This window comes from Bizionia paragorgiae, from assembly GCF_900107625.1.
GTDB lineage: Bacteria > Bacteroidota > Bacteroidia > Flavobacteriales > Flavobacteriaceae > Bizionia > Bizionia paragorgiae.
The window spans coordinates 114124-139381 of record NZ_FNQK01000001.1; the positions used below are offsets into that span (position 1 = coordinate 114124).

Below are 25258 nucleotides of genomic sequence, written 5' to 3' on the forward strand. Positions count from 1 at the left end.
AATTGTTTTAAACCACTCAAAAATCAATTTAGAGATTTATGAGTGGTTTTTTTATTCCATACAAATTCTCTTATTTTGATAAAAAGCACACTTTTTAAAAAGGCAATTCAACTATCTTTGTGGCAGATTTTATACTATGAATTTTAAATTATTGTCTTCACCCTTACAGGGTTTTACAGATTACCGTTTTCGTAACGCGCAGCAAAAATACTTTGGCGGCATAGATACCTTTTATGCGCCTTACATTCGATTGAATGGTAAGCTTAAAATAAAGTCGTCCTACGAACGCGATCTACTACCAGAAAACAATACGACCTTAGAGGTTATTCCGCAAGTGATTACTAACGACGCTGAAGAGTTTTTATTTGTAGCTAAATATGTTCAAGATCTAGGGTATAAAGAATTAAATTGGAATTTAGGCTGTCCCTACCCCATGGTAACCAATCGCGGTATGGGCTCTGGATTAATTTGTGACCCCAATAAAATTGACGCTATTTTAGAGCGCGCACATACTGAAACGGATATTCTAGTCTCGATGAAAATGAGAATGGGCTATGAAACCCCAGAAGAAATTCTACACACCTTCCCTATTCTAGAAAAGTATCCGATAAAAAACATTGCCATACACGCCCGAATAGGCAAGCAACTCTATAAAGGAGGCGTAAACTTAGAAGCCTTTGAAAAATGCATAAGCACGACTAAACAAAAACTCTATTATAATGGCGACATCACATCGGTTGCTGGTTTTAAGGCCATGCAAGACCGATTTCCATCGATAGATCATTTTATGATTGGTCGCGGATTAATTGCTGATCCGTTTCTGCCTAGTATGATAAAAAATAACACTACGGAATACCCTGAAAATCGTTGGACTATCTTTAAGGAGTTTCACGATGAAATTTACCATCAATATGATGCTACCCTATCGGGTCCGACACCTATAAAAATGAAAATGCTAGGCTTTTGGGAGTATTTCTCTCAGTCTTTTTCCAATCCGCAAAAAACCTATAAGAAGATAAAAAAAGCTTCAAATCCAGTAAAATACCAAGCTGCCGTAGCCGAAATATTATCTTCTGAAAGGTAACTACAAAAATATAGTATTGGTATAATTCAATGTATACTAATACAAACTGTTAAAAAAATGCTCAGGCTTTTCGTTAATCTAACGTTAAGCCTGTTTTATTATACTTAGACTATAGTTATTTTTATAGAATGAAGTCCTCTAAACAAAAAATAACTTTTAAAGTCATTATTGGCTATATCACCTTAGGGGTTTTAGTAGTTATTTCAGGCTATTTATTATTATCGGAAGTAAAAACCTATTTACAAACCCAAAATGAAGATGTTTTTGATCGTACAAAAATATTAAAAACAGGAAGTTTAATAGCCGATATATACGAAAATGAAAGTTTAGCACGTGCTGCTATTCAATTAAACTCTCAAGAAAAATACGATGATTATATTTTAAAGAATGATTTATTACTACTAAAAATTGATTCTTTAAATGCTTTTGTTAGTAGTGATTATCAGAAACAAATTCTCGATAGTATTAAGCTTGTTTTTAATAATAAGCTTCAAAACATGAATGAGCTAAAAGCTATTAAACTAGAAAACTCCTCAGAAACCACCTTAAACAATGCCATTACCAAGTTAAACTCTATCGATGGTTTATTAGGGAAACTCAATATTAATGATTTTGTAGAAAACCCGAATGCCCTTAACGCGAAAACTAAAAAAAACTTAATCGAATATGTAGAATTATTAAACAAATACCGTCCGGTAGATACCTTGGTTACTAAAAATCAAAAGAAAATTGATTCTTTAGTCTCAGTTTCACGAGCTTTATTAAAAAACGTACAAACCAAAACGCTAGCCCAAAAAACATCGCTTCAAAACAAAGAACAAGAATTAGTTGAAATTGACTTAACGGCCTCCAAGCATTTAAAAAACTTATTACAAACTTTAGAGTCTGAAGTTTTAGCCTACGATTATACCATTCAAAAAAGCAGAAACGAAACACTAGATCGTAGTATTTCAATTCTAATTAGTTTGGCCATTGTAAGTTTTATTAGTGTTATTATTTTTTCGCTTTTAATTCTTAATGATTTTTGGAAGGCACAACGTTATAGGGAAGAGTTGGAAATTGCCAATGAAAAAACATCGAATTTACTAAAAAGCAGGGAGCAATTAATTTCTATGGTCAGTCATGATTTACGTTCTCCACTTGGAACGATAACCGGTTACAGCGAATTGTTACAAACCGTAAAAGAGAAAACAAAACTTAAATACTATAGTCTAAACATAAAAAACGCCGCCACTTACATGGCAAAGTTGGTCGATGATTTACTAGAATTCTCCAAGCTTGAACACGGTAATATAAGTATCGAATCGGTGGCATTTAATTTAAAAAACAGCATTCAAGAAGTCTGCTTACAGGTACAACCCCACACTACAAAAAGCCCTGTGACTTTACAAATTGATTATAATAAAAACTGCCCAGAAATCATTGTTAGCGATCCGTTTAGAATTAAACAAATCCTTTTTAACTTAGTAGAAAACGCCTATAAATTCACAGAAAACGGCACTATTACTGTTGCTGTACGACTGCACGAGCACGAGGATAAAAAACAATTACACATTACTGTTTCCGATACCGGAATTGGAATTAGCAAATCGCAACAGCACCTCATATTTAAGGAATTTACCCAAGCTACCAACAGTACAAAGAGTTTAAAAAGTGGTTTCGGACTAGGGCTAACTATTTCAAAAAAAATCGCAACTCTACTTCAAGGTGACTTAACCCTAACAAGTAAATTAAACGCAGGAAGCACATTCACACTTTCAATTCCCTATACAGCGGCTCCTGATACTGAGAAACAAAAAAGTAAACCCATTTTAAAGACTGTTGTTGTTATTGATGATGATGATACCTTAAGACAATTAATAAAGGACATCCTTGAAAGACAAAAGGTAAAGGTTTACGATTTTGAAAATGCCCAAATCGCTTTAACGGCATTACCGGATATAGCTTACGATTTGATACTTACCGATATTCAATTGCCAAAAATGAATGGGTTTCACTTTTTAGAAACTCTAAAAAACAGTGACTTTCATAAGAACAATCCCGTAATTGCGATGACTGGTCGTACGCGCCTTGAAGCAAGCCATTATACTAACAGCGGTTTTTCGGCTGTTCTCATTAAACCTTTTTCTCCAGAAACATTAAATAAAACCTTAGCTGACTATTTTTCTTTTACTAGTAATCAAGTAACCCCTAAGGTTACACCCCATCAAACAAGTGATCACTATAGCCTTAAAAATCTAATCTCTTTTTTAGGTGATGACAAGCAATCTATTGAAGAAACAATGCGGAATTTTACTAAGGATACCAAGAATAACTTAGAGGCATTGGAAGCAGCTTTTATACGCAAAGATCTTTCTAATATCAATCAGATCAGTCATAAAATGCTGAGCATGTTTAATCAATTAGAAATTGAATCTATTTTACCTTATTTACACTATTTCGAAAGTGCTAAGAGCGCCGATAATGTCGAGTTTAACTCTTTTAAAACGCATTTAAAGGTATTGATTGAGTCTTTAGAAAATGATTTTAATTAAGAATTAAACCTAGTTAATATCGTATTCCTTCATTTTATTATACAAGGTCTTCCTAGTAATATTTAATAATTTAGCCGCTTTTGTACGGTTGTAATCCACTTCGTTTAGCGCGTTAATAATCAGTTCTTTTTCGTTATCTTTTTTAGAAAAATTTTCGATTCCTGATTTTTGTTGCGCATCAGTTTTAAACTTTTCAGGTAGTGCGGTGACTTCAATATAATCTCCAGTTGTTAATAGTGTAGCGCGTTTAATAACATTCGATAACTCCCGTAAATTTCCCGGCCAGCTATAATTTTGAAATCGCTTTACAACCTCTGAAGAAAAGCCTACCACTTCTTTCTTAAGCTGAGTATTGGCTTTCGATAAAAAGAAATCGGCATACAAAATAATATCGCTTTGTCGTTCAGATAAATTGGGTACTTGAATGCTAAATTCATTTAATCGATGATAGAGATCTTCTCGGAATGTATTTGCTTCAACTGCTTTTAATAAATCCTCATTCGTTGCTGTAATTAACCTAATATCGACTTCTATTTCGGTATTACTACCAATAGGTTTCACACGGCGTTCTTGAAGTGCTCGCAATAATTGAATCTGATTTTCGTAGGATAAATTTCCTACCTCATCTAAAAAAAGCGTGCCATTATTAGCCGCTTCAAAATGACCAATTTTATCATTAAAAGCCCCTGTAAAAGATCCTTTTTTATGTCCGAAAAACTCACTGGAAGCTATTTCTTTAGGAATGGCACCACAATCAACAGCTATAAAAGGGGCCTCTCTTCGAGTGCTTTGTAAATGAATAGATTTTGCAACCACCTCTTTCCCTGTTCCACTTTCTCCGGTTATAAGCACCGACATATCTGTTGGCGCGACCAAATCGATATATTCATACAGTTTTTTAGAAGCCTTACTTATTCCTGTAATAAAAGTAGGATTAGAAGTCGCTGACTCCTTTTTAGCCTTTTGCTTTTTATTGGTGTCCGAGATTTTTGTATTTAAAGCACCTTCTTTTGAGGTCTCCGGATTTTCCTCTAAAGCATTTTTTATAATCTCTAATAATTCATCGGGATTAAAAGGCTTAGAAATATAATCGAAGGCACCATTTTTCATTGCCTTTACTGCCGTGGTTACTTCTGCATAACTCGTCATTAAGACCACCGGTGTGTGTTTCAGACTGTGTTTGACATCATCTAATAGAGAAATTCCATCTCCATCAGGAAGTCTTAAGTCGGTAAAAATCAAATCAAAATGTTCTTCTTTTATTAAAGATTTAGACTGTGCAATGGAGTGCGATAACACAATATTGAATTTATGACGTTCTAAAAAACGCTTCAGCATTTGTGAAAAAGCAATATCATCCTCAACCAATAAAATAGATTTCATTTTAACTCTTTTTGTAAAAATAATTCATATTTCATAGTGTGTGTCTAAAAAAAAGCATAAAAAAAGCGCTTTTAAAAAAGCGCTTTTCTAACGTATCAAAATTGTGATTAAAATCTCACCTTTTACTGGTTTGGTTTTAAAACTTTAAAATTATCTATTCAACCTCTTTTAACCACTCCCCAGTTTTAGAAGCATATACCGTTTGCACTGCTCCTTCTACAGACAGCTCTAATTTATACTGCTCTTTTTCATTAACGTATGCTTTTGCAATCGTTGCTCCTTCAAAGTCTTTTTGTACAGCGGTTAAAACGGCTTCTGGTAATTTATCAGCTGAAATCTCAGTAAATCCTTCTGCTGTAATTTCATTCACCACGGGTTGTTGTGGTAACGTTGTCGTTGCGTAAGTTGCTGTTCCTCCTAATACTAATGCTGCTGCTAAAAATAAATTTCTCATAATACTATATGTTTTTGTTTGTTGTTAATTTGCTTATTTTTTTAAATTGATCGAACACTAATTATTCAACCTCTTTTAACCACTCCCCAGTTTTAGAAGCATACACTGTTTGCACTGCTCCTTCTACAGATAATTCTAATTTATACTGCTCTTTTTCATTAACGTATGCTTTTGCAATCGTTGCTCCTTCAAAGTCTTTTTGCACTGCGGTTAAAACGGCTTCCGGTAATTTATCAGCTGAAATCTCAGTAAATCCTTCTGCTGTGATTTCATTTACCACTGGTTGTTCAGGTAACGCTGTCGTTGCGTAAGTTGCTGTTCCTCCTAATACTAATGCTGCTGCTAAAAATAAATTTCTCATAATGCTATATGTTTTTGTTTGTTATTAATTGATTTCCCTTTAGCTATTGAAACAAATGTGCCAAGTCTCTTTAAAAACTAAAAACAACACCTAACAACCTCATAATCAACTGGATAAAATATTCTCACTAAAAAATCTAGCAATATTAACTTTGGGTAAGCCAAGGGGAATTACCCAATCATTGTGTAATTTTTACCCATATTTAGTACCCAACCTATAAAATGGCAACCCCATTAAGGGAGACAAAAATGTTTAAATCAAATAATTTAGTCTCTTTTTGAACCTACTTAAATTGCATATCTTCGCGTTATAAAACAATCCACTTTGAAAGACCTTTTACTCATTACACCACCATTCACCCAATTAAATACGCCGTATCCAGGTACCGCTTATTTAAAGGGTTTTCTAAAAACCAAAGGGATTAGTACCTTTCAAATGGATTTGGGAATCGAGGTTATTTTAAAGTTGTTTACTAAGGACGTATTTTCAGAACTCTTTGATTACGCTTATGAAAATGACACGATTGTTACCGAAAACGGTCAGCGCATTTACAGTTTAAGACATGAGTACTTAAAACCTTTAGACGAGGTTATCAAGTTTCTTCAAGGTAAAAACAACACGTTTGCTCGTCAAATATGTACCTTAAATTTTCTACCTCAAGCGTCACGATTCGAGCAACTCGATGATTTAGAGTATGCTTTCGGACTTATGGGCATGCAAGATAAAGCCAAACACTTAGCAACCCTATACTTGGAGGATTTGTCCGATTTTATCATAGAGTGTATCGATTCCAATTTTGGATTTAGTCGCTATGCCGAACGCTTGGGACAAAGCGCAAATGCTTTTGAAGAATTATATAAGGAATTACATAAAGACCCCACACGCATCGATGAGATTACCTTAGAGATTTTAGAGCAACGCATTCAAGAGACACAACCCAAACTCATCGGGCTGTCTGTCCCTTTCCCAGGAAACCTTTACAGTGCATTTAGATGCGCACAATATATAAAAGCAAAGTACCCAGAAATTAAAATAACCATGGGTGGCGGATTCCCAAATACAGAATTACGCTCGTTAACAGATACCCGTGTTTTTGAGTTTTTTGACTTTATTACCCTAGATGATGGCGAACTACCTGTCGAATTGCTATATAAATACCTAAGTGATGATTCTCAAGAATTAAAACGAACTTTTCTCTTAGAAAATAATGTTGTCACCTATAAAAACAACTGTACGACGCCCGATTATAAGCAAGCTCAAGTTGGTACTCCGGACTATAGTGACTTACTATTGGACCAATATATTTCGGTCATTGAAATAGCAAATCCCATGCACAGCTTATGGAGTGACGGCCGATGGAACAAACTAACAATGGCACATGGTTGCTATTGGGGAAAGTGTACGTTTTGCGATATATCGCTTGATTATATTAAAATTTACGAGCCTGTAGCTGCCAAGCTACTCGTAGACCGTATGGAAGAACTTATAGCCCAGACTGGTGAATATGGTTTTCATTTTGTCGATGAGGCAGCCCCGCCAGCGTTAATGAAAGCTTTAGCGTTAGAGATTATTAAACGCGATCTTGTTGTTACATGGTGGACCAACATTAGGTTTGAGAAAAACTTCACTAAAGATTTGTGCTTATTACTAAAAGCCTCAGGGTGTATTGCCATTTCTGGTGGTTTAGAAGTTGCTTCCGATCGTTTACTAAAACTAATCGATAAAGGCGTTACCGTACAACAGGTTGCACAAGTTACTCGAAATCTTACCGAAGCAAATATTATGGTGCATTCCTATTTAATGTATGGCTACCCCACACAAACCGAACAGGAAACGGTAGACAGCTTAGAAATGGTACGTCAGTTATTTGAAATCGGAATTCTACAATCAGGATTTTGGCATCAGTTTGCTCTAACTACCCACAGTCCGATAGGAAAAAACCCTCAAGACTACGGCGTAACACCACATTACAACACCATAACCTTTGCCAATAACGATGTTGATTTTTCAGACAGTACCGGTATAGATCATACTAAATTTAGTTATGGTTTAAAGAAATCTTTATTCAATTTTATGCACGGTATAGGTTTTGAATTACCACTACAAGACTGGTTTGATTTTAATATTCCCAATACTACAATTCCGCCACATTTTATCGAAGATTGCCTTCAAAACGAAGGGCTGTTCAACACCAAACCGACATCAAAAATAGTATGGCTTGGTCAGAAACCTTTAATAGAAGAGCAGTCAAAGACAAAAAAAGGGCGTACTTTTCATCACTTACTAATGACGTTTCACACAAAAACAGAAGCGATTACTATAAGCCTAAATAAAGATCATGGAGATTGGCTTTTGGAGCAATTGGATGTATTAATGCCGCATAACGAAAAGCTTCCTACATTCTCTCTGTTAAAAAAGGATTTTGAAACTCATTTTGAAGATTTTGAGTTGTTTTGGTACTCGAAACCTATAGTAAAATTAAGAGCTGCAGGATTATTAGCGATTTAAGGACTAAATTAAACGCAGGTGCAATCTCAGGAGACAACACAATTACAGTGCATCGAAACCATAACCGCATCAGGTTTTTTTATTCTAATTATTTAGATATTTAATAAAATAGCTATTAAAAATAGACTTGTTTATAATTAACAATTACTATTTTGTAATGCATACCACATTACAAATGGTGTTTGACAGATTAGAAGACTTTGAAACATGTTTTGCCTAGTAAAATGCAAACGCTAGGCTTTTAATCATTTATTAACACTGCGCTATTAAACGTGCAAAATCTAAAAAGCTATCTTTGCCCGCAATGCAAAACAAGATAAAAAATAACCTTAATACCATCGAATTATTCCTAAAAGGCTCGAGCTTTTACAGAGGAATTGTACTTACTATTTCGATTATCATTCCATTGCTATTCTTTTTCGCTATCGATCGTTTTGAATTCGCACCATCCATTGTTTTAGGTGCTTTTTTAAACGCCCCTAGTGATATTCCTGGTAGTTTAAAACGAAAAATAAACGGTGTGTTAATTAGTATCCTGCTCACCACAGTAATAACCTTTATTATACTCATTTCTAAACCCGTTTTTATAATCTTACTACTGGTTATTGCCGCCTTAAGCTTTTTAATTTCGATGATTTCCGTCTATGGTTTTAGAGCATCATTAATATCTTTTTCTGGGTTATTAGCTATAGTGTTGTCCTTGGCTGTCGACAAACCTGATTTACAACAGATTCTTGTTCATATAGGCTTGTTAGTTGTAGGAGGTCTGTGGTATTTAGGCATATCACTTTTAGCGGGGTGGATTGCTCCCAAAAAAGATGATGACCAGTTATTATCTGATACCCTGCAACTCACAGGAGACTATTTAAAAATCAGAGCCAAGCTATTATCAAAACCTCATAAGCGCGAAAAATTCTCTAAAAAAGCATTAGTAATTCAAACACAAATTAGTGAAAAGCACGAAACCCTAAGAGAGCTTTTACTAGAAGGGAGAAAGCGTTCTGGACGTTCACATTCTAACGAGCGACGTCTTCTTATTTTTATCTCTTCGGTCGATATTTTTGAGCTTGCTTTAGCTAACACTTTAGATTACTCGAAAATAGATTCTCTTTTCGGTCTAAAAAAACAACATCTTAAAGCCTTTAAAAAGATGAATAAAGTAATGGGAAACCACCTTATTACTTTATCAGAACTCTTATTAAAAAAAGGACAACTCCCAGACGATACTATTTTAAATACAACCTTGGATGAAACCATACAAGCCATTCAAGACTATAAGTCCGAAGTCAAACTACCAAAAGCTCGAGAAGGAGCAATAACATTAAGAAATCTTAACGAATACCAAAAACATTTATTAGAGGAGATAAAAGCCATCCGACGTGTTTTAGGAAAAGTTAAAAACAGTTCTAAAGTCGTTTTAAGACATCAAGATTCGAAACAGTTTTTAACCTTACAAGAATATCGATTTAATATAATTGTACAGAATTTTAGTTTAAAATCACCCATGTTTAGGCATGCGTTGCGCATTTCGATAGCTATTGTATTCGGATTTGCAATTGGTAGTTTATTAGGGGTAAAAAATGCCTATTGGATTGCCCTTACGATAATTGTTATTATGCGTCCCAACTATGGTTTAACTAAAGAGCGTTCTAAAAATAGAATCATTGGGACACTTATTGGAGCTGTTATAGCTACCGCCATTGTACTAATCACGAAAAACACCATTGTATATATGGTTCTTGCCGTGGTTTCATTAACCTTTGCCTTTTCGTTAATTCAACAAAGCTATAAGGCTGGTGCTGCTTTTATAACGCTAAACATTGTTTTCGTGTATTCTCTTATGGATCCCAATGCGTTTACTGTTATTCAATACCGTGTTATAGATACCGTATTTGGAGCCGGGGTAGCCGTTTTAGCTAACTATGTTTTATTCCCTAGCTGGGAATACAGGAACTTGGATAGTGTAATTCTTGAGGCCATTCAAGCCAATACTAAGTATTTACTAGCAACAAAAAAACTATACCATAACAAAGAGGAGAATAATTTGGAATATAAAATTTGTCGAAAAGAAGCTTTTTTAGCTATGAGTAACCTCAATGCCGCCTTTCAACGTTTAACCCAAGACCCAAAGTCAAAACAAAAAGAATCAGGTTTAATTTACGATATCGTTACTCTAAACCACACCATTCTATCTGCCATAGCGTCTATAGGTAGTTACACAGTTAACAACCACACAACACGTCCTTCGGAAGAGTTCGACACCCTTATTGCTGGTATTTCAACCTGTTTAAAAAATGCTGCTTCGCTTTTAGTAAAAAGTGATACACAAATGCATTATAAACCGGAAAACATGAAGCTCGCTCAAGAAAAATTATTAAAAAGCTATGATGATTTATCTCAAGCACGCGATAAGGATATTGAAGCAGGATTTGTAGAAATAGACAGTGATTTCTTATTGCACTTGCGAGAAGCACACCTCATAACAAACCAATTAATATGGTTAAAAACGCTGAGTAACAATTTACAAAAAGCAACTTTTAAATATAAAGCTATCTTTAGTAAAAGTTAACAGTAAGGTTCGTATTTCCTTGCTTAAAATAGTCAAGAATCAGATTTAATTTAAACACTACTGACTCGGTTTTAGCGTCTTTAAAATAAGGGAATCCATTTACCACTTCTAAACTTTCCTGGGCAATAGCTCCTTGAGTCAACAATCATTTTTAATAGGTGATTGCATCACTTTTTTCGTTTATCTTTGCATCAAATATTAATTTATGTCATTTAAAGACTTACAACTTAACCGTCCCATTTTAAGAGCTGTTGCCGAAAAAGGCTACGACAACCCTACTTTGGTTCAAGAAAAAACAATTCCTTTAATACTAGAGAATAAAGATGTTATTGTCTCTGCGCAAACAGGAACAGGAAAAACTGCTGCCTTTGCACTTCCTATCCTACAACGCCTTTATGACAAGCAGGATGCTCCAAAAAAAGGAAAGAAAATTCGCGCATTAATTGTAAGTCCGACACGTGAATTAGCCATTCAAATTAATGAGAATTTCGAAGCGTATGCAACCTACACCAATCTTAAAACAACGGTGGTTTTTGGTGGTGCTTCATTAGAACCTCAAAAAGATATTCTTAAAAAGGGAGTCGATATTTTAATTGCTACTCCTGGGCGTTTGTTAGATTTACACAAACAAGATAGTATTAATTTGGATTACATAGAAACCTTGGTATTGGACGAGGCCGATTTAATGTTAGATATGGGGTTCATAGATGATGTACGTAAAATTGAACGTCTTTGTCCTAATGATAAACAAACCTTATTATTTTCTGCAACCATTCCTTTTAAGGTTCAAGACTTAGCAAAAACGATTTTAAAAGACCCTAAACGTGTTGAAGTCGCTCAAAACTCATCGACTTCAAAAAATGTTGACCAGGCACTTTATTACGTACCGAAACCTAAAAAAATCGAACTCTGTTTACATTTATTGCGAAACACAATAAAGGGTCGTATTATAATTTTCAGGCGTACAAAATACGGCGTTGATAAATTAGAAAAAACACTTTTAAAAAACGGTTATAAGGCAAATAGTATCCACGGTGATAAAAGTCAATCAGAAAGGCAAGAAGCTCTAAATAGTTTTAAAAAGAAAGAATTTAATATCCTTATCGCTACCGATGTTGCTGCGCGAGGTATTGACATCTCAAATTTAGATGCTGTTATTAACTTCGATATCCCTAACGTTCCTGAAACTTATGTTCATAGAATTGGAAGAACGGCAAGAGCAGGAAATACCGGTGGCGCCTTTTCTTTTTGTTCTGCAGATGAGAAAGACTACGTAGTAAATATTCAAAAGCTGATTCATTTACAGTTGGATGTTATCGAAGACCACCCTTATCCTTTAGATCCGAAAGCAAAACCGGTAGTCCATAAAAAACAAGGATCTAAACACAGAAAAGGACGAAAAAGTGAAGGTTCTAAAAAGAAAAAGAAACGCTGGTATTAATTTATTATGGGAAACTTGATACGAATAAAAAGTATTCACTATTTTTATCCGTATGAACACAAATTATTACTTCGTTTTAGCCCTTTGCTGTCTCCCTTTTTGGAGTTTCTCACAGAATACAACCCTAATATCTGAGAACCAAGACCCCATTTCTTATGCCTCAATTTCTTTTGGAAATGGAAACGGGATTTTTGCCGACGATAACGGTAAATTTTATTTCACGAAGAAATTATACAGTGACATCGACACCTTATATATTTCAGCTTTAGGCTACAAGGATTTTAAAATCCCAACTCAAAATTTACCAAGCACACTCGTTCTGGAGAGTGAAATTGACAAATTACAAGAGGTCATAGTAAAAAGCAAACCGACGGGTCCGTTTAAAATTAAAGAAATCGACCCTACCACACATGAAGATTATTACCAGTGTTGGTTACCCACAATCGAATCGGAAATTGCGGTATTCTTCCCTAACGAAACACAGCAAACAAAGCGTCTTACCAAACTATATCTTCCTATAAAAGTAGAAGCCAAGACCTGGCGAAAAAGAAAACGTGCTAATACTGAAAAACGCCCCTTCTCAACTCTGTTTAGAGTACAGTTCTACGAAAACAACAACGGCTTACCCGGTGACGTATTAACTTACGATAAAGTGGTTTTTATAGCAACTGAAGAACACGAAAAAATATACGAACTTGATATTAAAGCGCATGATATTTTTGTGCCAAAATCAGGGGTTTTCGTTTCCATTCAAGTATTAGGTTACACTGATGACAAGGGGAAACTACTACCGAATAAAAAATACCAAGAGGTAAAAACGAAGCGAGGTGTTGTAAAAGTATCTACCACATTTAGACCTTTATTACCGTTTACAGATGCCATTAGCACCAAGCAAACATATGTGAAACGCATATTTTTAAATGGAGGAAAATGGGTGCTTTACGACAAGGAAAATATTAAAAAATCGAACCTCCTAGCCTCAGGTTTAAACAATTATGGTATGGGACTAGAAATGGAAGTGTATTCTAAAAAATAAAGACACGCGTGTTTCTCCTAAACAACAGTACCGTTTATATACCTATTACTTTCGTGTAGTAAAAAACACCTTTTAGAGATGCGCTATTTTAAGGGTCGTAAAAAAGGTCTTAACCCTATAAATTCCTAATAATAACCGGATATTAATTTTTCGATTAAAAAGCGAAAAAGACGGTGAAAATTTAAATTTTTATACTATTTTTAAAACTATGACAGAAATAGATATCGAGAAAGAAAACGCTGCAATTGCAAGGGCGTATAAGAATTTATTGAAGGTAAGTTACACCACCCTTACGGACGACGACAAAAAACTAATTAGAAAAGCTTTTGATGTCGCTGTTGATGCGCATAAAGATCAACGTCGTAAAAGTGGAGAAGCTTATATCTTCCATCCTATTGCTGTGGCCAAAATTGTAGCCTCAGAAATCGGGTTGGATGCGACCTCTATTGCTGCTGCATTATTACATGATGTCGTAGAAGATAGCGACGATTATACTACAGAAGATATTGAGCGTCTTTTTGGAAATACAGTTGCTAGAATTGTAGATGGATTAACCAAAATTTCGTCATTAAAAACAGATACTGATGTTTCACTTCAAGCTGAAAACTTCAGGAAAATGTTACTGACTTTAAATGATGATGTCCGTGTAATAATTATCAAAATAGCCGATAGACTCCACAATATGCAAACCATGGAATCTATGCGTCCTGATAAACAGGAGAAAATAGCTAGTGAGACCCTCTATATCTATGCGCCACTAGCCCATAGAATCGGACTGTATAATATAAAAAGTGAGCTTGAAGACTTAGGCTTGAAATACACCGAACCTGAAGTCTACTACGATATATTAACAAAAATGAAAGAAAGTAAGCAGGAACAAGACGCTTACATTGAGGAGTTTAATAATATCATTAAAAACTCACTAGATAAAGAAGGTTTGTCTTATGACATTAAGGGGCGTCCGAAATCTATTTTTTCAATCAAACGAAAAATGGACAAACAAGGTGTCTCTTTTGATGAAGTGTATGATAAATTTGCAGTAAGAATAATCTATAAAGCCGACACGGCAAATAATGAAAAATTTATAGCCTGGAAAATATACTCGGTGGTTACCGATCACTTTAGACCTAACCCAACCCGTTTACGCGATTGGATATCATCGCCTAAATCTACAGGTTACGAAGCCTTACACATAACGGTAATGGGACCAAAAGGTCGCTGGGTAGAAGTTCAGATTCGAAGTCAGCGTATGAATGAGATTGCCGAAAAAGGTTATGCGGCACATTATAAATATAAAAACAATGACAAAGAAGACAGTTTAGACGTTTGGATAAATCGATTACAAGAGGCACTAGAGAATCACGAAACCAATGCTGTTGACTTTGTCGAGCAGTTTAAATTAAACTTATATTCTAAAGAGATATTTGTCTTTACACCAAAAGGTGATTTAAAATCCTTACCCAAAGGTGCTACCCCATTAGATTTTGCATTCAGCATACATACCGAAGTCGGTATGAGAACGCGAGGTGCTAAAGTGAATGGAAAGCTAGTGCCGTTAAGTCATGTACTAAAAAGCGGTGACCAGGTAGATATTTTAACTTCCGAAAGCGTAAAACCCAATCCTAACTGGTTGGATTATGCGACTACCTCTCGAGCAAGAGGGAAAATTAAGTCACTGCTTAAAGAGAAAAACAAAGAAATTGCAGAAGAAGGTAAAGAGATTCTAAGACGTAAATTAAAACAACTTAAAATCACCCTAAATGAAAACTCTGTAAATGAAATGGTTAGCCATTTTAAACTTAAAACGAGTTTAGACTTATTTTACCGCGTCGGTATTGGGACTATTAGCAACCCGATGTTAAAAGAATATGCAGCCTCTAGAAGCAATGCCTTAATGAGCTTCTTTAAAAATAAAATAAATCGAAAGCCATCGGTTAACCAAGAGGATGTTGAAAAGGATGAAATCACCGACAAGTATGACCTTCTTGTTTTTGGTAAGGAAGAAGAGAAATTAGACTACAAACTAGCAACCTGTTGTAACCCTATACCCGGAGATTCTGTATTTGGTTTTTTAACCATTAATGAAGGTATAAAAGTTCACAAAAAAAATTGCCCGAATGCCCTAAGTATGCATTCCAATTATGCCTACCGTATAATGCAAGCCAAGTGGATTGATTCGACACAACAAGCATTTGCAGCCCAAATTATTTTGTCAGGAATAGATAACTTAGGACTTGTTAATGAGATGACTAAAGTTATTTCCTCTAATATGCATGTTAATATGACGAGTTTAAGTTTTAAAACAGAAGACGGCATTTTTTCGGGAAAAATTAACGTGATTGTAAAAAACAAAACCTTGCTTAAAAAAGTGATGGATAACCTTAAAAAGGTTACCGGTATTGAGAAAGTATATCGCGCTTAAAAGACTTTGTTAATAACAATTAATTAATACTATCTTTAAACTCTAAAAATATTAGAGAACACCTAAAAAAAATATGTAAATTTGCCATGAAATTATGAGCGCAGATACAGAAAATAAAAATCAAGAGATAGTTAAAAACGTTTTTACAACTTTTTTAGAAGGCAACGGCCATCGAAAAACTCCAGAACGCTATGCTATTCTTCAAGAAATCTATAATAACAAAGAGCATTTTGATATTGAGTCCTTGTACCTCAATATGAAAAACAAAAAATATAGAGTCAGTCGTGCGACCCTTTATAATACTATAGATTTACTTTTAGAATGTGGTCTAGTTCGTAAGCATCAATTTGGCCAAAACCAAGCGCATTACGAAAAATCATACTTTGATAAACAACACGATCACGTCATTCTAACGGACACAGGAGAAGTTATTGAATTTTGTGATCCGAGAATTCAATCGATAAAACAAACGATTGAGGACGTTTTTGATATTAAAATCAACAACCATTCGCTCTATTTTTACGGAACAAAAAACACAACAACAAAATAATTATATAATGGCAGTAGACTTACTACTAGGATTGCAATGGGGAGATGAAGGCAAAGGAAAGATTGTCGACGTTCTAACCTCTAAATACAATATTATTGCCCGTTTTCAAGGGGGACCAAACGCAGGTCACACTTTAGTTTTTAACGGTAAAAAACACGTGCTTCACACTATCCCTTCTGGAATTTTCCATGAGGAAGCAACCAATTTAGTAGGTAACGGTGTTGTTATAGACCCGGTTATCTTTAAAAAAGAGCTTGATAAATTAGAAGAACAAGGTGTAGATTACAGAAAGTCACTTTTAATTTCTCGTAAAGCACACATCATTTTACCTACACACCGTTTATTGGATGCTGCTAGTGAAGCCTCAAAAGGGAAAGCTAAAATTGGCTCTACATTAAAAGGTATTGGTCCAACATACATGGACAAAACAGGTAGAAACGGATTGCGTGTTGGCGATTTAGAATTATCAAATTGGAAAGAAAAATACAGAGCTTTAGCAGATAAGCATGAAGCGATGATTGACTTTTACAATGCTGAAATACAATACGACTTAGCAGAATTAGAAACTGAGTTTTTTGAAGCTGTTACAGTATTAAAATCTTTAAAATTTATCGATTCTGAAGAATATGTATACCAAGCACAGAAATCAGGAAAAACTATACTTGCAGAAGGTGCTCAAGGGTCTTTATTAGACATTGACTTTGGAACGTACCCATTCGTAACATCTAGTAACACTACTGCTGCTGGTGCTTGCACCGGTTTAGGAATTGCTCCAAATCAAATTGGTGAAGTCTTCGGTATTTTTAAAGCCTATACAACACGCGTTGGGTCTGGCCCTTTCCCTACGGAGTTATTCGATGAAGATGGTGCTACAATGGCTAAAATCGGTCAAGAATTTGGTGCTACAACAGGTCGCGCAAGACGCTGTGGTTGGTTAGATTTAGTCGCTTTAAAGTACGCTTGTCAAGTAAACGGTGTTACCCAACTAATGATGATGAAAGCCGATGTTTTATCGGGCTTCAAAACTTTAAAAGTAGCAACAGCTTACACTTACCAAGGCGAAACTATCGAGCATTTACCTTACAATATTGAGCCAGAAAATGTAACTCCAATTTACAAAGAGTTTAAAGGTTGGAGCGAAGATTTAACGGCAATGGGAGACACATCGAATTTACCAGAAGCGCTTAATGAGTATATCGCTTTCTTAGAAAAGGAATTAGAAATCCCTATTACTATTGTATCTGTTGGACCAGACAGAAAACAAACCATTTTTAGATAATTAGATCTTAGATATAAAACTAAACCTGCTTAGACCAAGTCTTTGCAGGTTTTTTTTGTATTAAATTACTCTTAATACCTCCTCACAAAATATAATAATCGCTATTTTTGTTTAAACTTAATATTTTGAAGATTATTAAAACACACTATATATTACTTATTATTTTTTCTTTCAGCATAGGACTAGTTTATAGCCAAGAAAGAAAGAGTATAGAAATAAAAAACTCTGGCGCTTTTGGTGAAAAGGACGAAGTCAACTATCCTGGTGCTAGTATATTAACGCGAAGTGATCAAGGGCAAGTCCATGTCTACCATGACGGTATTGATATGTGGTGCGATCAAGCCGTATTTTATGGTAAAGAAAACTTTATCGAAGCTTATGGTAATGTCCTTATGAAGCAAGGCGACACCATTCAAATGGTCGCTAAATATGCAGAATATAGTGGAAAAACTAAATTAGCTTATGCTAAGGGTGACGTTGTATTAACCGAACCTAGTTCGGTATTAACTACAAATATTCTCTATTTCGATCGGGAAAAACAACAAGCCTATTACAACGAAAACGGCAAAGTGGTGCGAGACTCTTCAGGTACTATTACAAGTACTGTTGGCCGTTACTATATGAACGATAAAAAATACAGATTTTTAAATACGGTAAAGCTAGTAAATCCTGAATACGTTTTAACCACCAATCAATTAGATTTCTATTCTGAAACGGGTCACGCTTATATGTATGGTCCATCAACTATTGTTGGTGAAACAAGTACAATATATTGCGAACGCGGTTTTTACAATACGAATAACGATACAGGGTATTTTATAAAAAACTCTAAAATAGATTATGATCACCGCGAAGTTAAAGGCGATAGTATGTATTTTGATAGAAATCGAGACTTTGCATCGGCTTCTAATAACATAAAAATTACAGATACCATAAACAACAGTATCATTAAAGGCCATTATGCTGAAGTTTACAAATCTAAAGATTCAACATTTATCACCAAACGCGCTTTAGCCATTTCGGTACAAGAAAAAGACTCTATCTATATTCACGCCGACACCTTGATGATAACCGGTAAAGAGGATAATAGAATTACACGTGCTTTTAAAAATGCTAAAATTTACAAATCAGATCTTAGTGCTAAATCAGATTCGATACATGTTAATCACCAATCTGGATTGACCCAATTAATCAACCTTTCAAAATTGGCCAACAAAGACCTATTTGCGGTAAAGCGCAGACCTATTTTATGGAATATTGGCAATCAATTAACCGGGGATACAATTCATTTAAAGTCTGATGTAGACACCGAAAAATTAGATTCATTAATTGTTTTTGAAAATGCCTTTATTATTAGTAAAGATACCTTAAGCGAAAACGGTTACAGCCAGATAGCAGGTAAACGATTAATAGGAACGTTTAGTGATCAAAATCAATTAGAGAAAGTCCATATTTACAAGAATGCGGAATCTATTTTCTACATAAGAAATGAGGATAATGAACTCGTAGGTATCGATGTTGGTCGTTCGGCGAATATAGAAATGACTTTTGATGCTGGAGACATCGTGGAGTACAGACGCTTAATACAACCTGAAGCAAAAACCTATCCTGAAGACGAGTTACCAGAAACATCAAGACGATTAAAGGGGTTTGATTGGCGCGAAGAAGAGCGTCCGTTAAGTGTTGAAGATTTATTTCGTGATGATCCGCCATTAAACTTACCAATTATTAAAGGGTTGGATCCTTTTGTTCCCGAGGAAGAATTTTTTGACGAAGACTTATTAAACCGCGCTCAAGAGGCCGATGAAGAAAGCCGACCGAAATCGCGATATATTGATAAGAAAAAAGAGGTACAACCAGGAAAAGCATCGCGCCATATTCCGAAACCTATTTTAAAGGATACGTTTATAAAAGCGGCCCCTGTAAAAAGTTTAAACAGCACAAAGAAGCCGAGTACCAATAAAAAATTAAATCCGACAGTAAAGAAACCTGTTACTCCTAAATAAATGAAGTCCGATTTTTTTAAATACCAGGCACAAACATCGCCACACCCTTTAGCTGTTGAAATTTCTCATGCTGAAGGGTCATATATTTACGATACAAACAATAAAGCCTATTTAGATTTTGTTGCAGGCGTATCTGCTTGCAGTTTAGGGCACAGACATCCTCGGGTAGTTAACGCTATAAAAAAACAGCTTGACAGCTATTTACATGTTATGGTTTATGGAGAATACATCCAAGAGACTGCTGTAGAGCTCAGTAAGTTGCTAGCAAAACATTTACCCGCTTCTTTGGAAAAAACCTATTTGGTAAACTCAGGAACCGAAGCCATAGAAGGCGCCATTAAATTAGCACGACGATCAACACAGCGTCAAGAAATTATTTCTGCCCATAATGCATACCACGGTAACACGTTAGGGTCTTTAAGCTTAATGGATTTTGAAGAGCGCAAAGCCCCCTTTAAACCACTATTACCAGGAGTTAGTCATATTCGTTTTAATAACGAAGATGATTTAGAACTCATTACAGAAAAAACTGCTGGTGTTATTTTAGAAACGATTCAGGGTGGCGCAGGTTTTATAGAACCCCAAAACGATTATTTAGCTAATGTAAAAAAACGCTGTGAAGCCGTTGGAGCCTTGCTTATATTAGACGAAATACAACCAGGAGTTGGACGTACTGGAAAACTATTTGGCTTTGAAAACTACAATTGTATTCCCGATGTGTTAGTAACAGGAAAAGGATTGGGAGGCGGAATGCCTATTGGTGCTTTTACGGCATCGGCGAAACTAATGGACACCTTATCCGACAATCCGAAAATGGGACATATAACCACTTTTGGTGGGCATCCCGTTATTGCGGCCGCTGCCCTAGCAACCTTACAAGAAATTACCGAAAGTGACTTAATGGCAGAAGCCTTAGTTAAAGAGCAACTATTCAGAAAACATTTAAAACACCCACTAATTACAGAAATAAGAGGAAAAGGATTAATGTTAGCCGCGTTAACACCATCAGCAGACATCACGAACGAACTCGTTTTAGAGGCGCAAAATGAAGGTCTTATTCTCTTTTGGTTACTTTTTGAAACCCGGGCAATTAGGATAACACCACCTTTAACCATTTCCAACGAAGAGATTATTAAGGGCTGTGGCATTGTTATTGCTATTCTTAATAAAATACAAAAGCGGATACAATAATATAACCCTTTTATAATCAGAGTAAAACACCCAAAGCATAACACATACCTCAAGGATGTTCATTACTTTGTTAAAAACATTTGAGTAATAAGGCGCTTAAAACTACAATAGAGCGTTACATTTAGTACTGAAATGGTAAACTATGACCTATGGAATTTAGCCAAGAAGATAATAATAAAGTGCCGTTAACGAAATTCGAATCCATGTTAAAAACAAACAATGTGTTGTTTTTTGATTCCAATGAGTTCGAAAATATAATTCACCATTATCTTAACCAAGGAAAAGTTGCTTTAGCAAAAAAAGCAATTAAACTCGGTTTGGAGCAGCACCCTACTTCTATTAATTTAAAATTATTTAGAATTGAGGTGTTTATATTTGAAAACGAACTAGATAAAGCAAATCGCTTATTAGATGAACTCTACGTTTTAGAGCCTTCTAATGAAGAGATTTACATACAGAAAGCCAATGTTTTATCGAAAGAAAACAAGCATAAAAAGGCTATTGATGTCTTAAAAAAGGCCTTAACTTTAACTGATGACGCGGCCGACTTATACTCTTTAATTGGTATGGAATACCTGTTTTTAGATCAGTTCGAAAATGCTCGAGATCATTTTATAAAATGTATAGAAGTTGACCCTGAGGATTATTCTGCGCTTTATAATATTATTTATTGCTTTGATTTCTTAGAGCAAAGTGACGAAGCGATTGACTATTTAAATGGTTATTTAGACAAGAACCCGTATTGCGAAGTGGCTTGGCACCAATTAGGGAAACAATATGCGTCTTTAAAAGAGTATGAAAAAGCGTTGAATGCGTATGATTTTGCAATCATATCAGACGACCGATTTGTAGGGGCGTACATAGAGAAAGGTCGCATTTTAGAACGTTTAAAACGCTATAACGAGGCCATAGAAAACTACACCATAACCTTAAGTTTGGAAGACCCGACCTCTTTTGCTTTACTGCGAATTGGGAATTGTTATGAAAAACTGGGCTTAAAGGATTTGGCTATTCAGTATTACTTTAAAACTGTGCATGAGGATCCTTTATTGGATAAAGGATGGATTGCAATTACCAAATTATACTGCAAATTAAAAAACTATCAAAAGGCTTTATACTACATTAATAAGGCCATTAATATTGATACGGAAAACGTAAATTACTGGAAACTTTACGCTAAAATTAACCATCGCTTAAATTATTTAGAAGAAGCAGAACGCGGTCATAAACGCGCTTTAGAATTGGGTAATTATGAGCTAGAAACCTGGTTACAGCGTTCGGACTTACTTTTACAGTTAGGCGAGCCTGAAGCAGCTACTTTTAGCTTAATTCAAGCGGCAGAATTTTTTCCTGAAAATGCAGAAATAGAATTTCGATTAGCAGGCTTATATTACGCCCTTGTAGAGTCTGACAAGACAACCTATCACCTAAATAATGCCATGCGATTTGACGCCGACCAAGTTATTATTTTAGAGGAACTATTCCCTGAATTTTACGCGTCTATTGAGGTTAAAAACTTACTAAAAAAGCAGCAATAACATAATCGAATAATTTAATTTGCATACCTTTGGTTGAGTTAAAACTAAAACATGCAAAGACGATTATCCGATTATCTAATTATAGCACTTAAAGGCGTTGCTATGGGTGCTGCAGATGCTGTACCAGGAGTTTCAGGAGGCACCATAGCTTTTATTTCTGGTATCTACGAAGAACTAATTACTACCATTAGTACTATTAATATATCCCTTTTTAAAACACTAAAAAATCAGGGGTTAAAAGCATTTTGGAAACAAGCTAATGGCAGTTTTGTTTTGGCATTGCTAACAGGAATTATTATTAGTTTTATTTCCTTTATGCGATTGGCTAAATACCTCATTGAATACCACCCCGTACTTATTTGGTCTTTCTTTTTTGGCTTAATTGTAGTGAGTATTTATTTCGTAGGAAAGCAAATCACGAAATGGAATATTTCTACCTATATTGCTTTAATTATTGGCGCTGGCTTGGCCTATTACATTACAAGCCTACCTGCGCTAGCAGCTAACTCCAACCCATTCTACTTATTATTTGCAGGTGCTATTGCGATTTGTGCTATGATTTTACCTGGTATTTCTGGCTCGTTTATTTTGGTCATTCTTGGAGCATATAAAACTTTAAGTGATGCATTCCACGATTTCGATTTAAAAAGAATTGGCTTATTTGCTTTAGGAGCAGTAATAGGATTATTAAGTTTTAGCCGCGTATTAAAATGGCTATTTGAAAACTACAAAAACACTACGCTTGCCGTATTAACTGGGTTTATTTTCGGATCATTAAATAAAGTATGGCCTTGGAAAAAAACCGTTAGTGTAATGGCCGATGCAACGGGAGAGGTATTAAATTTTAGTGCAGTATCAGAAGTGGGAACACTTTCTGTTTTACAAAAAAGCACAAGCGATTTTGAGTCGTATAAAACCGTTATTGAAAATAGTGTTTTGCCTACTCAATATTCAGAAATCAATAATCATATCGATCCACAAACTTTACCTGCCATCGGATTAATGGTTGCTGGTTTTTTAACTATCTTCATCCTTGAAAAAATAGGTACACGGGAATAAATGGAGAAGACAAGAACGTTTTCAGATAAAGTCTTTCTAGTCTTAAAAGGATTAGTTATGGGAGCTGCAAATAAAGTTCCCGGTGTATCTGGTGGTGTTGTTGCTTTTGTGGCTGGTTTTTATGAGGAGTTTATTTACTCGCTTCAAAAAATAAATGGCAAAGCGTTTAAGTTGTTAATCTCCGGACGATTCAAATCCTTTTACTCCTACACCAATGGCCGCTTTTTAAGTCTGCTGTTTCTAGGAATGGTAATCAGTTATTTCAGTATTTCAAAACTGTTAGATTATTTTATTAAACATTACGAGCTCTACGTTTGGAGTGTTTTCTTTGGTATGATAATCGCTTCCATATACTCCATTAGTAAAGAGTTTAAAAACTGGAATGCCAAAATGTATTTAGCCTTGTGCTTAGGTACAATCTTAGGCGTTAGTATAAGTTTTCTTGATCCAGCGACCGAAAATGACAATCTTGTCTTTGTTTTCTTTTGTGGTATTATCAGCGTTTCAGGAATGACACTTCCAGGATTTTCGGGCTCGTTTATTCTTATTCTTCTAGGTAATTATGTGTTGCTGTTAGTGGACTCAGTAAATGCCTTATTCGATACATTTTACGAAATTTTTAGCGGGGACTTTAGCTTTACTAGCAACTTAGAACGGATTAGATTACTCAAAGTATTGGCGGTATTTACGATAGGCTCGGTGGTTGGATTGGTAACATTTTCTCATATTCTTAATTATATTTTAAGACACTATAAAAGTATTACATTAGCTTCTATATTAGGGTTTATTGTCGGCTCATTAGGTGTCGTTTGGCCTTGGAAAACAACCCTTTTTAAAACCGATATTAACGGGACTCTGTTACAGGATTCCAATGGCAAACACATTATAGAAAACTACCAGCGCTATTTACCGGAATTCACCATTGAGACCGCAATTGCTATAGCGTATATTCTATTTGGAATTTCTATTGTATTGGCATTGGAGTATTACGGTCATAAAACAAAACAATCACATGCGTAAATTTGGTTTAGTTGGTAAAAACATTGATTACTCGTTTTCTAGAACGTATTTCAAGAAAAAATTTGAAGCTGAAGCCATAAGCGATGCTTCATACGTAAACTTCGATCTTGAAAACATTACAGATTTTAAGACTCTAAAATGCCATCCTGATCTCAAAGGATTAAACGTTACTATTCCGTATAAGGAAACCATTATTCCTTTCTTAGACTCACTACACGCCGACGCCAAACACATTGGTGCTGTAAACACCATTAAAATTACCAAAAACGGTGAATACGTTGGCTATAATACCGACTATTACGGTTTTAAACAGGCCTTAACCCCTTTTTTAAAACCACAACACACAAAGGCTTTAATTCTAGGAACAGGGGGCGCAAGTAAGGCTGTGGCCTATGCTTTAGAGCAATTGCGTATTAGCTATCGATTTGTATCGCGCTCAGCTTCTACAACGGGTACCATAACCTATGAGTCACTATCTGTCGAGGATCTAAGAAATCATTTACTAATTATCAATTGCACGCCCTTAGGAACACACCCGAATACAGAAGAATGCCCAAATATTCCCTATCATGGTATTACCGATGAACATATTCTATTCGACTTAATTTATAATCCTGAGAAAACTAAATTCTTAAGTTTAGGAGAAAAACATAAAGCGACGTTTATAAACGGTTTAAAAATGTTAGAATACCAAGCTGAAAAAGCTTGGGAGATTTGGAATACATAAACCGTAGTTAAAAAGTCTTTAATATTAATTACTTAGCCCTTTGTAAATACTCAACTTTTAGTATCTTTAAAGTCTAAATTATTAAGTGATAACCCT

The 25258-nt window shown here is 35.1% G+C and carries 19 protein-coding genes; 15 read left to right on the plus strand and 4 right to left on the minus strand.

The window, feature by feature from the left end; translation table 11 throughout:
• The first annotated feature begins 136 nt into the window (after positions 1-136).
• Both BLV64_RS00530 and BLV64_RS00535 read left to right on the plus strand, forming a co-directional pair.
• Positions 137-1084 carry a tRNA dihydrouridine synthase gene (locus tag BLV64_RS00530; protein ID WP_092131077.1) on the plus strand — a complete coding sequence of 316 codons (948 nt, stop codon included), beginning with the start codon at positions 137-139 and terminating at the stop codon, positions 1082-1084.
• Positions 1085-1212: 128 nt separating this feature from the next.
• The gene (locus BLV64_RS00535; protein WP_092131079.1) at positions 1213-3618 is read left to right on the plus strand and encodes a hybrid sensor histidine kinase/response regulator; all 2406 of its coding nucleotides are present in this window, start codon (positions 1213-1215) and stop codon (positions 3616-3618) included.
• A gap of 9 nt (positions 3619-3627) precedes the next feature.
• Here BLV64_RS00535 and BLV64_RS00540 read toward each other — a convergent pair whose 3' ends face one another.
• From BLV64_RS00540 to BLV64_RS00550, 3 genes are all read right to left on the minus strand, one after another.
• Positions 3628-5001, minus strand: coding sequence for a sigma-54-dependent transcriptional regulator (locus BLV64_RS00540; protein ID WP_092131081.1), 1374 nt, complete (start codon positions 4999-5001; stop codon positions 3628-3630).
• A 154-nt stretch (positions 5002-5155) separates the two neighbouring features.
• Positions 5156-5455, minus strand: a complete 300-nt coding sequence (locus BLV64_RS00545) for a hypothetical protein (protein ID WP_092131083.1) — start codon at positions 5453-5455, stop codon at positions 5156-5158.
• 61 nt (positions 5456-5516) lie between these two features.
• Positions 5517-5816, minus strand: coding sequence for a hypothetical protein (locus tag BLV64_RS00550; protein ID WP_092131085.1), 300 nt, complete (start codon positions 5814-5816; stop codon positions 5517-5519).
• A 324-nt stretch (positions 5817-6140) separates the two neighbouring features.
• Here BLV64_RS00550 and BLV64_RS00555 point away from each other — a divergent pair, with 324 nt between their 5' ends.
• Positions 6141-8324: a B12-binding domain-containing radical SAM protein gene (locus BLV64_RS00555; protein WP_092131087.1), complete on the plus strand. Its 2184-nt coding sequence runs from the start codon at positions 6141-6143 to the stop codon at positions 8322-8324.
• Positions 8325-8628: 304 nt separating this feature from the next.
• A complete protein-coding gene (locus tag BLV64_RS00560; RefSeq protein WP_092131089.1) occupies positions 8629-10893 on the plus strand; it encodes an FUSC family protein in 2265 nt (754 codons plus the stop codon).
• Here BLV64_RS00560 and BLV64_RS14490 read toward each other — a convergent pair.
• Positions 10880-11038 (minus strand): hypothetical protein, encoded by a 159-nt coding sequence (locus BLV64_RS14490; RefSeq protein ID WP_177165277.1) that lies wholly within the window; start codon positions 11036-11038, stop codon positions 10880-10882. The two genes, BLV64_RS00560 and BLV64_RS14490, sit on opposite strands and share 14 nt — an antisense overlap.
• Positions 11039-11098: 60 nt before the next feature.
• On the opposite strand from BLV64_RS14490, the gene BLV64_RS00565 reads away from it, so the two are divergent.
• The 11 genes from BLV64_RS00565 (at position 11099) to BLV64_RS00615 (ending at position 25162) form a co-directional block, all read left to right on the plus strand.
• Positions 11099-12334: a DEAD/DEAH box helicase gene (locus tag BLV64_RS00565; RefSeq protein WP_092131091.1), complete on the plus strand. Its 1236-nt coding sequence runs from the start codon at positions 11099-11101 to the stop codon at positions 12332-12334.
• Between the two features lie 52 nt (positions 12335-12386).
• Positions 12387-13370: a hypothetical protein gene (locus tag BLV64_RS00570; protein WP_245705842.1), complete on the plus strand. Its 984-nt coding sequence runs from the start codon at positions 12387-12389 to the stop codon at positions 13368-13370.
• Between the two features lie 208 nt (positions 13371-13578).
• On the plus strand, positions 13579-15792 hold the full coding sequence (locus BLV64_RS00575) for a RelA/SpoT family protein (RefSeq protein WP_092131095.1): 2214 nt from the start codon (positions 13579-13581) through the stop codon (positions 15790-15792).
• A 94-nt stretch (positions 15793-15886) separates the two neighbouring features.
• Positions 15887-16342: a Fur family transcriptional regulator gene (locus BLV64_RS00580; RefSeq protein ID WP_092131097.1), complete on the plus strand. Its 456-nt coding sequence runs from the start codon at positions 15887-15889 to the stop codon at positions 16340-16342.
• Between the two features lie 7 nt (positions 16343-16349).
• A complete protein-coding gene (locus BLV64_RS00585; RefSeq protein ID WP_092131363.1) occupies positions 16350-17621 on the plus strand; it encodes an adenylosuccinate synthase in 1272 nt (423 codons plus the stop codon).
• A 125-nt stretch (positions 17622-17746) separates the two neighbouring features.
• Positions 17747-19627, plus strand: coding sequence for an OstA-like protein (locus tag BLV64_RS00590; RefSeq protein WP_245705843.1), 1881 nt, complete (start codon positions 17747-17749; stop codon positions 19625-19627).
• On the plus strand, positions 19628-20818 hold the full coding sequence (locus BLV64_RS00595; RefSeq protein ID WP_092131099.1) for an aspartate aminotransferase family protein: 1191 nt from the start codon (positions 19628-19630) through the stop codon (positions 20816-20818).
• Positions 20819-20967: 149 nt separating this feature from the next.
• Complete coding sequence (locus BLV64_RS00600; RefSeq protein WP_092131101.1) at positions 20968-22356, plus strand: tetratricopeptide repeat protein; 1389 nt, start codon at positions 20968-20970, stop codon at positions 22354-22356.
• A gap of 51 nt (positions 22357-22407) precedes the next feature.
• On the plus strand, positions 22408-23415 hold the full coding sequence (locus tag BLV64_RS00605) for a DUF368 domain-containing protein (RefSeq protein ID WP_092131103.1): 1008 nt from the start codon (positions 22408-22410) through the stop codon (positions 23413-23415).
• Entirely contained in the window at positions 23416-24435 is a 1020-nt protein-coding gene (locus tag BLV64_RS00610) for a DUF368 domain-containing protein (protein ID WP_092131105.1), read from the plus strand.
• Entirely contained in the window at positions 24428-25162 is a 735-nt protein-coding gene (locus BLV64_RS00615) for a shikimate dehydrogenase family protein (protein ID WP_092131107.1), read from the plus strand. The genes BLV64_RS00610 and BLV64_RS00615 overlap by 8 nt, the downstream gene beginning before the upstream one ends.
• Positions 25163-25258: the final 96 nt, after the last annotated feature.